The organism is Caballeronia eucalypticola, from assembly GCF_047608185.1.
Lineage (GTDB): Bacteria > Pseudomonadota > Gammaproteobacteria > Burkholderiales > Burkholderiaceae > Caballeronia.
In genome coordinates, this window is the sequence record NZ_JBLKRU010000013.1 from 23,984 (window position 1) to 38,598 (window position 14,615).

Genomic DNA, 14,615 nt, shown 5'->3' on the forward strand with positions numbered 1-14,615 from the left:
CAGAGGGTCCGAAATGAACTATACGACGGTCGGGGTAGACATCGCCAGGAATGTGTTTCAGCTTCATTGGGTAGATGCTGAGACGGGAGAAATCGTCAGCAAGCAACTCAAACGAGCGGTGTTCCTCGAGCACTTCGCAAATCGAGGACCTTGTCTGGTTGGAATGGAAGCTTGCGGCGGAGCCCAGCATTGGGCACGGCGGTTGATCGATATGGGCCACCGGGTAAAGCTGATGCCAGGAAAGTTCGTCAAGGCCTTCGCTACCGGCAACAAGAACGATTCGGCGGATGCGCGTGCAATTTGGATGGCCACGCAGATGCCTAGCAAGGCGGTTGCGGTGAAAACGGAAGCTCAACAGGCGATCTTGGCGCTGCACCGAATTCGGCAGCAAAAGGTTAAATTCCGCACGATGCAGATGAATAGTCTGCGGGGGCTGCTGACTGAGTACGGCGAGGTAGTAGCTAAGAGCCGGACGGCGCTGGACAAAGCAATTCCTAGCGTGCTGGCAAAATTGGTTGAGCGTCTGCCGGCGATGTTGATTGAGTCGTTGCGTGAGCTATGGAATGATCTCGAAAAATTGGATAAGCAGATCGCTGATATTGAACGACGTTTGCAGATGTGGTTGAAAGAGGACAAGGCATGCAAGGCGATTGCTGCGATACCTGGCGTTGGGCTGCTCACTGCGACCGCTGCTGTTGCGACAATGGGAGATCCGAAATCCTTCAAATCCGGACGTGAATTTGCAGCGTGGCTCGGGCTCGTGCCGGCGCAAACGGGCACGGGCGGAAAGGTCAAGTTGTTGGGTATAAGTAAGCGGGGAGATACGTATTTACGGACTCTCCTGGTCCACGGTGCCCGCAGTGTGCTCTTCCTCGCGAAGGAGCCGGGGCCGTGGGTAGAAAATATGAAGCAACGAAGACCAGCAAACGTGATCGTCGTGGCGCTGGCCAACAAGATGGCTCGAATGATATGGGCGGTCCTGGCACATGACCGTCCATATCGAAAGGATCACGTGAGTATTCGGCCGGTTTGATAAATTACGTTTCGCAGAAGATCTAACTTTTACAGGGTATGGAGTCAAAAGGTTGCGTTGGAAACGAGTGTGATGACAAGACAGGTCGGACCGTGGCTTGCTAAACCTGAATCGTAGTTCGAGCTCCAAGCTCGTGCGTCAAATGAGGGGCAAGTCAGCGGATTTCATCGGGGCCAGCGGCGTATCAGGCTGCGAAAAGGTCGGATATAAAACTGCAACCTATCCTGTTAAATCAAAGCACCGAAACTGACGTAAACGGGGGCGTTCATATAAAACTACGATGTCCGCCACGCTCGGGAACACGAATTGGCCTTGGCCTGTCATGGCGTGCAGTTCGCGCAGTATTGCAACTGCCTGCGTGGCGAGTGGCACCAGGTGCTCCGTTTTAGTCTTGCTGATGAGGTAGCGCCATTCTCCCTTCTCCAGATCGAACTGAGTCCATTCGGCCTGCCGCAATTCGCCGGGCCGCACGAATATCATCGGTGCTATCTTGAGCGCACAGAGCACTGGGAACGTACCCGAAAAGCCGTCAAACGCGCGTAGCATCTCTCCGACTTTCACGGGTTCGGTAATAGCCGCGAAATGCTTTTCTACTGGCGGTGGTATCGCGCCGATTAGATCCTTAGCCGGGTCGGTCTTGCAAAACCCCTCCTTGATCCCGTAGCGGAAGACCCGGCTGATTTCGCTGCGCACCCGATGGGCCGTGAATCGCGCGCCCCGGCTGTCGATACGCTTTAAGACAGAAAGGATCTCCGGGGCGTCGATTTCGGTGATCGGTCTCTTGCCCAGCCACGGAAACACATCATTCTTGAAGCGGGCTGATGTCTTCTCGTACTGACCGATTTCAACAACCGTCTTGCGTTCTTCCATCCAGCCATTGGCGACGAATTCAAATGAATTGGCTGCGGCGATGCGCACAGCGCGTTTTTCGGTTTTCTTCGCCTCGCCAGGGTCTATCCCCGCCGCAAGTTTTTCGCGCGCGTCGTCGCGTTTCTTGCGGGCTGCCGCTAGCGACACAGCTGGATACGCGCCGAGCGCGAGCGTTTTTTGTTTGCCGACGAACCGATAGTTCATCCGCCAGTATTTCCCGCCGGACTGATCAAGCTGAAGGTACATGCCGCCACCATCTGACAGGCGGTTGCCGGTTCCGTCTGAGTTGTGGCGTGCGTTCTTGATCTGAATATCGGTGAGCGGCATGTTGGTATCTCGAAGCGGAAAATGGCGTTTGCGAGGTCGATACCAACAAAAATACCATCTGATACCTTCAGATGTCCACGGAACATCTCCGCTCAGCTGAGACAAAAAAACCCGCGAAGCCTTGAGCTGGCGCGGGTTTGTGGACTTCTCTGGAACTTACTGGAATATTTTGTGGTGCCCGGGGCCGGAATCGAACCACCACGCCTGTAACGCTGGATGTTGAGCTTCGTTGTGCGGTCAAGAATTTGCAGGGAAACTTCGTCAGAGCAGTCGCCACCGTCATGCTCGACCTTCGAGGCCAGTTGATCGACTCGTCTGAAAGGACATGAAGGTCGTCAAGTAGTCTGCGCAGCCCTGCAGCATTGGATGCATGCTGGCGTCGATTTTGAAGCAGGTGGTGAGGATGCACTGCGGTGACGATGAGTGCCGTAGCGGTCAGCGATCCGACTTTAAGGCCTCAGCAGAGGCATTGCGACATCTCCTTGTCGCGGCGTGGCAAGTTCGTGAGCAGTGTCAACAGCGGGTCGAGTCTGTCGGCTGGTTTAATGCAAAGCAATTTATCAAACTGCTCATCGGACAAGGATAGTGTCTCAATAGCACTATATTTGGACAAATTTGGCCTACAAAACTCTCCGGCCGGATTGCGAGTCGCACCCGCGACTGCCAACTGCGCTCAGGTCGTCGAGTCGGCATCAGTCGCGACCGGTGCCGCCGGAGCGGCCACGGCTGCGCTTGCGCGCGGTGTTTTTCGCCGCCGCCGTCCTGCCCGCAATTGCGGCTTCTTCGTGATGCCCTAGTTGGCTGACGCCTTGGCGTTCACAATCTTCTCGGCGGTGCCTCTCGTTGATGTTGCCTTCATCTCTACTTTCTTCTTTGCAACAGCGCCGCTCGTAGTCGAAGACTGCGACTTACCGGCTTTGCTCGTGGCACTGATCTCAGTCGCGACGGTGGCCGCGTTGACAATCAAAAACTTCGAGCGGTCTTTTGCCGCCGCAAGCCATACGGGTGCCGGGCCACGTCCGCTCCATGTTGCGCCGGTCTTGGGGTCGAGGTATTTCGCCGGCTGCGGACCTTTGCGCTGTCCTTTGTGAGCCACTGCACTGCCAACTGCCACGGTTTTCTTGGTTGCGGTCTTCGCCGTTCTCACGGCGCCACCGTCCGGGCCGTCAATCAAGAACTTGCTGCGGTCCTTAGCATCTGCAATCCATGCCGGCGCGCGCCCGTGTCCGGTCCACGTGGCGCCCGTTTTAGGATGGCGGTATTTCGGCGGCTTGACTCCGGTGACAACTGAACTACTCGCCACCTTTCGCGTTGCGGTGGTGTTGGGCTTGGAGCCCGCCGGTCGGCCGCGCTGCTTCTTTCCAGTCGAGTGAGCGGCGATGTCCGCGGTAGTAAGACCATGCTCTTCCATTAGCTTGCGGATGTCGGTCAAGACAGACTGCGCGCGCTTGGCAATCAATTGTTCGGCTTGCTCTTGAAGCCTCTTCATCTTGTCTTTGATTTGTTCGAGTGTCGGCATCGTGGTTTCCTCAATGGATGTGCCCGCAATATGCCACGCGCGCTTCAATTGCGAAAGGCTTGAAAAGCCTTCGCACTGCGTACGTGCAACGAACAACTATCATAGAACCGTTGAGGATCGTCAGCGAGTCAAGGTCGGTGTGCCGCTGTCCGCCGTACCCTACATAGCGCTGAGTCGGTCGCGAAATGACGCGCTATTTTTGAACCACTTCGCGCTGGACAGGTGTTTTCACAGCGGAGTACCGCTTGCGTCGAAGCTTGATAAGCGAGCACTGTTCGGCAAAACCGAGCGTTGTGTGTTTTCTGACCTTGTCGGCCGTTGCGGCCCTCGATCTAGCGGTATTGTTCTTCCAGAGGGCTTCGAATTCGCCCACTAGACCGATACTAATCGATGCTGCTGATTGAGCGGAGAGAACGGGGGCAGGGGCGAAGAAAGGCAGACACGGCGACAGCGTCCCTCCAAAGACATCTGCTCAATCCAGTCAAACTAAAGAGGGTTGAATGCGGCATCGGTGTCGGACGTGACAGGCTGCACGGAACACATAACCGTCAGAGCGGCGGTACGGGAAGGAAATACTCACCCATCACACGCCCAATGATGTCTTGACGCGCGTGACGGAGCGTCATTTCCGTCGTGGCCAGGACGTAGTCGCCGATGCACTCTTCGCCGGGGGAAGCAAAAGCAATGCGTGTGTGGCAGTTGAGCGCGATTGCAGGTTCGATCAGACGGCCACCGATGTAGACCGAGATGACGGGACGGCAGTGCAGCCAGACATCGTCGGGCCAAACATGGCGGCTGCCGAGCGCGGCCCGAAGCGTGTCGATGAGCGAAATCGACAGAAGTTGTGGAAGAGTCTGCCGAGTAAGTGCAATGAAGCGAAGCCAGGCGTCGGCGCCGCCGTGCTGAAACAATTGATCCCGAATCGCGTCTATGGGTCCGTGGCTCACGACACCGAGATCGAAGTCATCCCATAGTCCGTCGGGAATCAGATCACGCAGAAACCACGCGATCGTCGGTTGTGGCGGAATGCCGCGGGGCAGCGCGGGAAAGTTCGGGTGCATATCGTTTGGGTGCATATCGTCAGGCCCTCGTGTCGGGCGAGGAAGTGCTAGATTTTGCTTCGCGCACGCGCGGCGGCCTAGGCGGATGACGGAACGCGACTGTGATCTGCACGTCCTGGATCGCGTGTGTGGCCTCTGCGGGTGGTTGGTCGGGTCCCGTCTTTTTCTTCAATCTGCCAAATATCCGCGTCGCGAGAGTCGCCAGCAGCGCACCTACGCCGGCTGAGCCCGCGGCGGCGGTAGGAAGCGAAACGGTGGACGACGGTGACGGTGGATTGGGAGAGGGTTCGGCATCGTAACTACCATCCACCTTTCCGTCGCTGGCAGCGTCAATCTGGACTCGCTCGGTGAACTTGTCCGGCCCTTCCACTTTTGGCAGAAAGCGAATGTGTACATTCCGGACGTTCGTTCCAGCGTTGCAAAGTGCGAAATGCTTTGAATCGTGCAGTAGCCGAAGCGCGTCGCACACGCCTACGTCAATGGGTCGTTGAGGCACCGTCACATCCACGCACACGGGCTCTTCGCCTTCCTTGTCGCAGACTGGTTGCGTGGGCAGAACAGGCCGCAACGGAATCTGAACCTGCGGGATGAACGCGACAGTCACCGGCGGTTGCGGCGCGGTCCCCGATTCATCGGTTCTGACGGGCGGATGCCGCGTCAGCGTGACGTTGGCGTACTCTCCGTCAGGACCCATTTGCGCGAGATCGACATTGCAGCCCCGTTTGAGCAGTACCTCGAAAGCGCGGCTGCGTCCCGTTGTGCTGGTCAGATACGTCGCATCGTTTAGCTCCTTCTCAATACCTTTGAGCACCGCCTCTTCGCAGGAAGGCGTCGACCATTTCAGCGGCGCTTTACCGGGGTGTGCTTTAAGCGCAATCGCCGCTCCCGTTGCCGTTATCGGCACTGGCCTCGCCTCGGGATTGGTCCAGAACGAATCGGCGTTGAAGCCGCATCCGAGCCGAGCAAGACGGCGGTGCAGAACAAGCGGCGTACAAGTGGCATCGTGCGAGCACGCCGCAATCGCAGACGATACGGCTTTCGGCTCGCAATAGTTGATCAACGAGCAACGCGCCCTGCAGTTTCCACTCGGGCAAGGCATGTTGTACCAATCGCCATCCTGATCGGCGGAGCACACCCAGCGCGCCGTGACGGCCGGCTTTGTGTCGACGCGTTCAGACGCAGTTCGCGCAGGCGAACAGAAGCACGCGATGTTCAGACCAAAAGCGGCTATCACGACACGTCGACCGAGCAGACGGATCACCTCGACCTCTTCTTGTCCGGGGAGAACAGGCCGCGCTGCGCGTCACCGTCAGGCCTGACGGGCCCGACGGGCGGCATGGTGTCCAGCGGTACATTGTCGGGAATGTCATCGGTATCGCGGCAATCCAGCACACGCCGCAACATTTGCAGCATTTCCCATTCGCCGAGCTTGCGATAACTCTCGAACTGCGATTCGCTAAAGAACTGATCGGCCGTCGATTCATGCGGGAACTCGATATGCTTGTGCGCGTATTCGTGAATATCGGGCGGTTCACTCCCATAAATGCAAGGCTTCAGATAGAGCAACACGCCGTCGACGGGATTGCCATTTTCGTTCAGATAGCGAATGGTAAAGCGCGCGTGATACAGGCCGGACGCGCGAGCGGAACGAGGAAACAGCAAGATCGGCTCGCTTTCTGCGCTGATCTCGATACCCATGTCAATGCGGATCTTGCGTATTGCGCAGTACAAATCCTCCATCGCAAAGCGGCCATCCTGACTGGCGTCGATCACGAAGATGCGGCGACACCGGCGATGCACCATTTCCCACAAGCCCATATTGTCGAAATGCCCGCCATCGGACAGATGAATCCAGTCGCCGGTGTCCGTCGTCTGTCCCGCTGCCTCCTGCAACAGACGCCAACTCGATGACGTGGGGTCTTTGCTTTCCCACTGTTTGTATTTTGGATTGCCGAGCCACCACCCTAGGCGCACATTGAACACCGACATCAGGAAGGCCATAGGTGTGCTGCTGTTGTAGCCCATGTTCGGATTGAAGGCCGCGCCGGAAATGGCCATCGCCGTGCCGAGCTTGACGTTGCCGGCAAATCTGGCCACGCTGCGATAGCCGAGCCGGTAATTTCCCGCGTGCAACGCGGTGAAGGTGAAGCTGTCCGCTTTGCGCTCCTGCCACGCAAGTGCATCGCCTTTCACGAGATTCAGCGCGGTGTTGACGACGAGATAAGGCGGTTTGTTCGAATGTCCCGCGTAGTCGAATCGGGGCGAACCGGGGTCATAAGCCGAAGCGATATCGGCAAGATGAATATCATCGTCGGTGTCAAAACCCGTGAAACGCGCTGGCTTGCGAGGCCGCCTGTCACTACGAAAGCCGCCATAGAACGTACGAATCAGGCGGTCGCGATAAAAGCCGTGAAGGCTAAATTCGTTCATGCGGGCGACGAGACCGAGCGCAAAAAACAATACGCCCGAGAACACCATCACTAGAAGGCAAAAAGCAAGTCTGCTGTTCTCGTTAAATTGCTTGATGACCTGATCGACAAATCTGGAAAACGATTGATCGATGCATTGCGTCGACTCAGACGTGCAAGAATGGCCTTTGGTCAAGGGTTGAAAAGCGCTCGTGACGGCGCATGAAGTGGTCTTGTCCTGCAGACACAAATAGCGCGCGGGCAGCGTCAAGTTATCTTTACTGATCTGGAAGTGCGTCAGAGTCAGATCATCCCAAGCCGGCGCGAGTTCGATTGCCTTCCATGCACCGATGGAAAGCAGTATCGCGAGCAACACCATGCCCACACTGCCAACTAGCGTGAGACTCATTGGCACCTGCGTGCCCGGCTTACCGGGACTCGATTTACGATAGCCCACAAACGTGCTGACGGCGAGCGATAGCGCGCTTCCCGCCGCCGCGACACCTTGAGCCGAACTGCCGTAGTAGCTGAGCAAGCCGGGAACGCCGATCACCAGCGCCGCACTAACGATCCACGCGGTGAGCAGCATGAAAACGAACGCGTGAGCGCGTCCCTGATGCTCGCGCCGTTCGGGACCTTCGGTGAAGGAGCGCACAGCCGCTTTCAGGCCTTCGCCGATGAGCAAAGCGATGAGCATCAACGCTGGCGTCGCCAGCGCGCGACCGGCGGAGGCCAGACTGCGCATATCCATTGTCGACTTGTACCAGTCTACGAGACCCAGGAAGATTGAATAGAGAAGGCCTATCTGTGTGCCGCCTGCCAGAATCGCCGCCCCGATCATGACCCAGAAGCTACGCGGGCCGTTGACATTGCCCAGAGCCAGAATAATCTGCGTTCCAGCAATTGCGACCCACGCGTACCACAATTGCGACGGGTGATCGGGTGGGTCCTTGTCGGCCGCACATCCCATCGCATAGGAAAGGCAGAAGCATGCAACGACCAGCAGCAGCGCGCCAAAAGCCGCGCGCACGTCGCCGCTGCGCGGCAAGGCAAAGTGGTTCGCAAAGCGCAGTTCCTGTTTGCGCTTCGGTTTGCCTTGGTAAAAATAACTGGCACCGAGCACACCCAGGCAGGAGCCCACGAAGCCTACCCACAAGGGAGTCTGTGATGTTTCCGGGTTTTGCGTCGCCTGCCCGAGCCAGACAGTGAACCACGGACCCAGCAGAAACACCATGAACCAAGGCCAGAACATCGTCCAGACGATGAACAGGTTGCGAAGATAGGTCGCGACGATGGTCCATGCGTCGGCTGAGAAGAGCGAAAGGCGTCTCGCAAGATAGTTGCTGTTCATCCTGAGCCATGTCAGCGGCCCTTCCTGATTGAAGGTCAACCCCGCCATGCGAGCCTGGACATAGTCAGTCCGACGCAATCGTTCCAGTTCGTGTTCGACGAATTGCAAAGCGTCCCTAGGCGACAGGCGGTCGTCGTCTTTCTTCGCGGTTATCCAGCGGGAAAGGGCTGTGCCGATATAGCCGCCGCCGGATACGGTAGAAATGTAGTGAAACTTGCCGAGCAGTCGATAGGTCGCCAGCACTTGCAGCACGCCGAGACAGAACGACGCGCTGCGAATGCCGCCGCCCGACAGGCAGATCGCACTTAATCCGGCGCCCGATTCATCCGCGTGATAGAGCAAGGTGTTTTGGATGTGGACGCTGGGCGCGTTTTCGTTCAGCCTGCCAGTGATATGCGCGTATTCGTCCGCCAGTACGCGATGGCCGATATAAGGCAAGCCAGTCAGGAGTTGATTCACCTTTTCGTACGCACGACCCTTGATAATTTCGTGCAGTGTCAGCGCTGCTGCCCAGATCTCCCTGTCATAAGACGCGATTTCAGGGTGAGTGACAACCCGCACGAAATAGTCCCAGTCGAGCGTCACAATCAGGCGACGCAGCCCTTCCTGGTGTGGTTGCCCGAGCCGGTATGCCAAGTAAAGCACGGTGATCTTGAGTTCGTCAATGAAACCGGGGTACGCGGTAAGCTCGTCGGGCAGATCGGGTGGATCTATTTCAGGGGGCCTAATGATCGGCTTCTCATCGAGCTGCGGACGCAGCCAGCTCCGAACCATCCACTCGATTTCCACCAGTTTCTGCTTACGCAAGAACCGGTCGAACGCATTTTCATCGACAATGATCTTCGAGTTGTCCGGCTCGCTCCCGGCCAGCCTTGCCCGCCATTCAAGGATTGCTTCAGGCAGCAGTTCGTTTGCCCGTTCGCCAAAACAGTACTCCACGAGTTCACGGACGTCCGCTTCGCTCGACAGCGGAAAGCCGCGACCGACGCACACACGTCCGTGCTCCCGATACATTGTCGGAGAGAACCCGTGATAAAACTCGGGACAATAGCGATGCGTGTGCCCGAACGTGAGCGTCGCCAGCAAGACCCTCAGGTATGGAATGACATGACCCGACAATGAAGACACAAGGGCGTGCGGTGCGTCAAAGTCTCCTTTGACGCGAGAATGCTCCAAGTTTCTCTTGTCCATCATCGCCTCGCTGCCGGTCGTTTTGCTTTAGCCAAAGCACGTTGCTGATAGCGATCGACCGTTCGCGCACGTAAGCGGAGAGGATCGATGCTTCGAAGAGATGAGGCTGGAATTGCTGCTGCCACTGACGCGAACGGTCCGGCAACCTGCGCCCGCTGACTTGCGCGCGTGCTTAAGCGCAAACAAGGCCGCTCTTTTCAGACAATCGCGTTGCGAAAGTCGTCTCTCAATCTTGTTCTAACTTCGTCTTGTATTTGTAATAGTAGATATGGATAGCGGGAGCGATCTAAGTTCGGAACTTGGGTGCGGTAGCGCACATAACCTCGGGCTTGCCATTTATCGGCTACCAAAGTTCTAAGAAGTGGGCCGCGTTGCACCGATGGACTACGGACGTCCGGCGCGGGGACGCATTCAGGGTCGAAGGATGTCAAATGACCTTCGGGAAACGTATCGACGGCGGGCGCTGGTACTCGGATTGGTCACTTCCACACGAAGCTCTACGCGTGCCAGAATGGCAAGCCAACTGTTTCGTCAATGGACGCTCGTCCGGATGCAACTGTTGATTGTATTTACATTAAGACTTTTGCCGAAGAGTCGAGACAGCCTATCGCGGAACCCCTGCAGTGCCAGCACCCACCATTGCTCGAGGAAGCCATGAGCATTGTCGTAGTCAGCCAGCGGGCGGATGGGCATCAGTTCCATTGGTACTAGTGGGCGGTCGAATTCCACTTCAACCACCGGTTCACATTCGGAAACTGCCGGATACACGGTGGAGACTTCTCGGCCTAAGCCGACGTTCGTCCATGGACTTTGCTATGCCCGCTCACCGCTTCAGACCAGCCATTCGTCTACAGCAGAGGCCTGATCCGCTCGGTTGTTAGCGACGATCCCGCCCAACTTCTCGCCGCTGAAACGGGCCACTGTATCGGAAATCATTGAAAACGGTTATTCGCAGCGAACGAGTGGCACATCCGAGGCAACGGCGGTTCGGGTCGCTGTCACGCAGTTCTCCATTGCCTAGCCGGGCGAGCCAGCCGAGGTACACGGGCGAGTGTCGCCTCTTAGTAGTTCATCACGCAAAGGACTTGAACCTGGCTGCTTCAGCAGGAGGAAAGGTGCGTGCTCAGATTGAGCAGACACCGGTGCTTTTCTCCTTCGACACCGGTAAATCCATTCCGGTGCCGGACGACTTGCGGGAAAGCATGCTGCGATTTTGCAGCGAGAAAGGCTGAGCGGGCACCCTCGATCAGATCCATGAAACACCCAAAAAAATGTCGCTTGGCAACCCAATCGAGGGGAGTGAGATACCTCCGCTTTTCAGACCTCTTCGGCTTATACGATCGCGCTGCAATCTGAAAAAACAGCATCGCACGGCATCGATTCAATGATTCAAAGGCGCAAAAGCATTCATTCCCATCATGGGACGATCCGATCGGGGCGGGAAGATACTCCAGTGCCCCTCGGCGTTCTGGAAGAAGAACAACACATGCGAATTCACACCATCGCGCGATTCCACGCGCGCGGAGCGAACCCGTGATGACCCTGTGTACCGGATCAGTGTGACGTGGAGCGAGGTATCGAGACGCGGCATCAGCCATTTCTCGACCTGGGCACGGAGTGAGAATTCGCGGTCGGCTTTCATGAGTCGCTCTCCCTGCGCCGGCGGGAAGTGGAATCGACGATTCCCGGAAGACGCGTCGTGATGTTTCGGCTCCTGGCGAACATCACTCCAGAAGGTCGGTCCGGCACATAGTGGAAGCTCGAACGAATGACCCGGCCTGACGAGTGGAAGATAGATCTTTGCCGGCGCAGGGCCTATCGTTCGAAGGCCCTAGATCGAAAGTCGTAGAAGCAGTCTGGACAGCGACCTTTGCCTATTCGCGCGGCCTCCCACATCCCGCGCGGATGTCGGGAGAGGCCGTCGCGCAATCCAGTCAGGCGGCGTTCACTGGCCCTTGTAGATATCGCAGAAGGTCCGGGGCGCGCAGTCGGTCTGTTTCCCATAGGCGTCCTTCGCCGCCGACCCCGCAGCGCTCTGATTCGTGGCCCCGCCGTAGCTGTTCGAGTCAGGCGGCGGTGTCGTGGTCGCGCCGTTTTGCGAGGTGGTCATGTTGGCGCCGTCGGGCGCTTCCTGAGCCTGCGCGACGCTCATCGAGAGCGCGCTCAGGACCGACGCGAGCAGAAGCAGTTTGTTGCTCATGGCAATTCTCCTTACGAGATAACGTGGGTGACTACCGTTTGCCGGCAGCCGTCTGGAACAGTAAGCACTCGACCGTTCGATGACGCGTGGAATCGTGACCGGCGGCACGTGAGTAGTCCGATCGGATTCCTTGCAGGATGAATGGTGCAAGTCGGGAGGCCACCCGATATGTGTCGGCGTCTGAGCGACTCATGCTGTGGAATCGCGAATGACGTAATGGCGCTGTTGCGCAGAGAGACTGCGCACAAAGAAGACGAGCGAGCCGAGGCGCGAATGAAAAACGAAACGGCTTGGCGAACGCAGCCGCCGAGCGAAATTGACCATGCAAAGCAGGTCTTTCCAACGTGCAGTAGCATCGAGAGATATGAGCTTGCGCCCGGCTGCCCAAAGCACCCGGTTTTGAACGCTAGGGCGTGGCGCGCGCCTGTCCGAGAATCGACGGCCCCTGGAGGCATCATGTGCGAGCGACTCTCATCAACCCGGCCGAGGCCTGCGACTCCATGAACATCTTGCTCACCGGACCGGCGGGACTCTTTCTCGAAGGCGTCGCGGCCCTCCTGCGCGACGTCGTGCCCGACGCGCACGTGACGGCCCGCAACAGTCTGGAGCGATCCGGGCCCGATGGGGACAAGCCCGATTGCATCGTGCTCGACGGCGACAACCTGCGCGAGCCGAGCAGTGAACTCGATACAGCGCGCGAGCATGCTCGGCTCACGCCGGTCATCGTGCTGGTCGACCATGCGCGGCGCGAGCAAGTCGAAGCACTGATCGTGGCGGGCATGGCGGGTTGCGTCGAGAAATCCGCATCCGCCGACGTGCTGTTCGGGGCGGTGCGTATCGCGCTTGCGGGCGGTGTGTATCTGCCTCGACCGCTGCTCGCGATGGATTCCGACGCGGACGATACGCGCGCGGCGGGCAAAGCCGAGCAATCGGATGGGAACCTGCATCTCACTGCGCGACAGATCGAAGTGCTCGCGCTGCTCGCCCGCGGCCGCTCGAACAAGGTCATCGCGCGTGAACTGAATGTGGCCGAGGCCACCGTCAAGACCCACCTCACGACCATCTTCAAGGCGCTCAACGTATCGAGCCGGGGCGAGGCGAGCGCAGCCGCGGCCCGCATCGCGAAAGTGCGCGACACTCAGGCGAGCGTAGCGCTCAACGGTCATGTGCCCATCAGCAGGCTGCTCGCGAACATGGACGCGCAGCATTTCCGCACGAATGAGATCCTGTTCCGCAAGGGCGATCCAAGCGGCGCGCTGTTTTACCTCGAAAAGGGTACGGTGGAACTGCGCGAGTTCGGCATCGAGCTGGGGGCGGGCACGGTGCTTGGCGAGATAGGGCTGTTCTCGCCGGAGCACCGGCGCACGTGCACGGCGGTTTGCCGCTCCGCGTGCGAGATGCGCGTCGTGTCCGCCGCCGATGCGGTTCGTCTCTACTATCAGGAACCCGAATTTGCGCTGCACCTTCTGCAACTCATCGTGCGGCGCCTGCAGGCCGATAGCTTGCGTCACGGCTGATGGCTGATGGCTGACGGTTCATGCTCGACGGCGGACGGCGGACAACGGACGGCGCCCGCACACCCGCCGCCGGCTCATGCGTGCGCTTCCAGCGCGAGCAGGTTCAGCACGATCAGAATCGCGTCGCGATTCTCGGCCGCGATCTCGATGCCGAGCGTGTCCGTGATCCAGCGGCCGATGCGCGTGGCCGCGAATTCATCGGGCGTGGTGGATTTCCTCGTGGTGACGCCCAGCTTGCGCGCGCGATAGTGATAGGACGGCACATCGTTGGCGTCGGCAACGGCCTTGAGACCACCCGGATGATTTTGCGCCGCGCCCAGGCTGCCCGCGAAGATGATGCGATCGGGCGCATCGAGCGCGGCCACAAACGCATGGGCGAGCTCGCGCACGCGCGCTTCGCTCAGGCCGTGCTCGGACAGCGTGGCGGCAACCGGATCGCCGGGCGCATGGCTGCGCGAATCCACTTCGGCCTGCACGCCGTCCATTTCTATCGACACGTTGCGCTGCACGCTCGCGCTGCGCAGGCAATCGATCAGGAACCGGCGGAAGTACGCGCACAGCGCGTAGGCGGTGGAGGGCGCACTGTCCGCACTGGCATGCGACGCGCGGTGTTCCAGGTCAATGCGCAGCACCCGCGAATAAAAGAACTGGGCAATCAGTTCTTCCTTGTCTTCCGCCAGTCCGCGCAGTTCGGACGGGTAGTAGGCCCTGAGCGCATGGCAGACCATCTTGTAGATCTGGCAGGTCTCCAGCTCGCTCAGTGCCGTGCGGCGATGCCAGAGGTCGATCAGCGTGGCAGCATCCAGCGCGAAAGCGGCGGATTCGCGGTGGATCAGCGCGTCCATGATGCCGCTCCGAAGAACCGTGCGCCTGCATGCTGAACGAAGGGTGCATCAACGTAGGGTGCATCAACGGGTACGGGCGACGCGGATGGCGCCCGGGTGGAAGTTTGCGCGGTCATGGCCTCTCCTGACGAGTCTGAAACGCTGCCGGCGTCTAGCTGGCGAACGGAAACGGCTCGGGGGCTTCGGCATTGCATGCCGTTGTGGTGAGCCGGCGTTTCAAAGGTACGGATGCGGGGAGCGCCGCAAAATCGGCCAGATGGTCTACATCGAAAGTCGTAGAAGGCGATGTCGCG

At 58.6% G+C, this 14,615-nt stretch carries 10 protein-coding genes and 1 pseudogene; 3 read left to right on the forward strand and 8 right to left on the reverse strand.

Annotated features, from left to right (window positions below; translation table 11 throughout):
- Positions 1-13 precede the first annotated feature (13 nt).
- The gene (locus ACMX25_RS16885) at positions 14-1,033 is read left to right on the forward strand and encodes an IS110 family RNA-guided transposase (RefSeq protein WP_414951138.1); all 1,020 of its coding nucleotides are present in this window, start codon (positions 14-16) and stop codon (positions 1,031-1,033) included.
- A 282-nt stretch (positions 1,034-1,315) separates the two neighbouring features.
- Here the strand turns inward: ACMX25_RS16885 and ACMX25_RS16890 are convergent.
- From ACMX25_RS16890 to ACMX25_RS16910, 5 genes and pseudogenes are all read right to left on the reverse strand, one after another.
- Positions 1,316-2,230, reverse strand: a pseudogene (locus ACMX25_RS16890) (tyrosine-type recombinase/integrase); the annotation flags it as partial.
- 793 nt (positions 2,231-3,023) lie between these two features.
- Positions 3,024-3,749 carry an H-NS family nucleoid-associated regulatory protein gene (locus ACMX25_RS16895; protein WP_414951139.1) on the reverse strand — a complete coding sequence of 242 codons (726 nt, stop codon included), beginning with the start codon at positions 3,747-3,749 and terminating at the stop codon, positions 3,024-3,026.
- 548 nt (positions 3,750-4,297) lie between these two features.
- Positions 4,298-4,825 (reverse strand): hypothetical protein, encoded by a 528-nt coding sequence (locus ACMX25_RS16900; protein WP_414951140.1) that lies wholly within the window; start codon positions 4,823-4,825, stop codon positions 4,298-4,300.
- A gap of 4 nt (positions 4,826-4,829) precedes the next feature.
- The gene (locus tag ACMX25_RS16905; RefSeq protein ID WP_414951141.1) at positions 4,830-6,071 is read right to left on the reverse strand and encodes a hypothetical protein; all 1,242 of its coding nucleotides are present in this window, start codon (positions 6,069-6,071) and stop codon (positions 4,830-4,832) included.
- On the reverse strand, positions 6,068-9,697 hold the full coding sequence (locus ACMX25_RS16910; RefSeq protein ID WP_414951142.1) for a patatin-like phospholipase family protein: 3,630 nt from the start codon (positions 9,695-9,697) through the stop codon (positions 6,068-6,070). Before ACMX25_RS16910 ends, ACMX25_RS16905 begins: the two co-directional genes overlap by 4 nt.
- Positions 9,698-10,845: 1,148 nt before the next feature.
- Between ACMX25_RS16910 and ACMX25_RS16915 the strand changes: the two genes are divergently transcribed.
- Positions 10,846-10,992: an acyl-CoA thioesterase family protein gene (locus ACMX25_RS16915; protein WP_414951143.1), complete on the forward strand. Its 147-nt coding sequence runs from the start codon at positions 10,846-10,848 to the stop codon at positions 10,990-10,992.
- Between the two features lie 149 nt (positions 10,993-11,141).
- On the opposite strand, the gene ACMX25_RS16920 is transcribed toward ACMX25_RS16915, so the two are convergent.
- The gene (locus ACMX25_RS16920) at positions 11,142-11,402 is read right to left on the reverse strand and encodes a hypothetical protein (protein ID WP_414951144.1); all 261 of its coding nucleotides are present in this window, start codon (positions 11,400-11,402) and stop codon (positions 11,142-11,144) included.
- A 303-nt stretch (positions 11,403-11,705) separates the two neighbouring features.
- Entirely contained in the window at positions 11,706-11,960 is a 255-nt protein-coding gene (locus ACMX25_RS16925) for a hypothetical protein (RefSeq protein WP_414951145.1), read from the reverse strand.
- Between the two features lie 458 nt (positions 11,961-12,418).
- Between ACMX25_RS16925 and ACMX25_RS16930 the strand changes: the two genes are divergently transcribed.
- Positions 12,419-13,477 carry a LuxR C-terminal-related transcriptional regulator gene (locus ACMX25_RS16930; protein ID WP_414951146.1) on the forward strand — a complete coding sequence of 353 codons (1,059 nt, stop codon included), beginning with the start codon at positions 12,419-12,421 and terminating at the stop codon, positions 13,475-13,477.
- Between the two features lie 74 nt (positions 13,478-13,551).
- On the opposite strand, the gene ACMX25_RS16935 is transcribed toward ACMX25_RS16930, so the two are convergent.
- Positions 13,552-14,322, reverse strand: a complete 771-nt coding sequence (locus tag ACMX25_RS16935; RefSeq protein ID WP_414951147.1) for a hypothetical protein — start codon at positions 14,320-14,322, stop codon at positions 13,552-13,554.
- Between the last annotated feature and the right edge of the window lie 293 nt (positions 14,323-14,615).

What these genes read in the sequence shown, in the direction of transcription:
- ACMX25_RS16900 (WP_414951140.1), bottom strand. Translation starts at nt 4,825, where the DNA reads ATGCACCCAAACGATATGCACCCGAACTTTCCCGCGCTGCCCCGCGGC.
- ACMX25_RS16920 (WP_414951144.1), bottom strand. Translation starts at nt 11,402, where the DNA reads ATGAAAGCCGACCGCGAATTCTCACTCCGTGCCCAGGTCGAGAAATGG.
- ACMX25_RS16885 (WP_414951138.1), top strand. Translation starts at nt 14, where the DNA reads ATGAACTATACGACGGTCGGGGTAGACATCGCCAGGAATGTGTTTCAG.
- ACMX25_RS16895 (WP_414951139.1), bottom strand. Translation starts at nt 3,749, where the DNA reads ATGCCGACACTCGAACAAATCAAAGACAAGATGAAGAGGCTTCAAGAG.
- ACMX25_RS16935 (WP_414951147.1), bottom strand. Translation starts at nt 14,322, where the DNA reads ATGGACGCGCTGATCCACCGCGAATCCGCCGCTTTCGCGCTGGATGCT.
- ACMX25_RS16925 (WP_414951145.1), bottom strand. Translation starts at nt 11,960, where the DNA reads ATGAGCAACAAACTGCTTCTGCTCGCGTCGGTCCTGAGCGCGCTCTCG.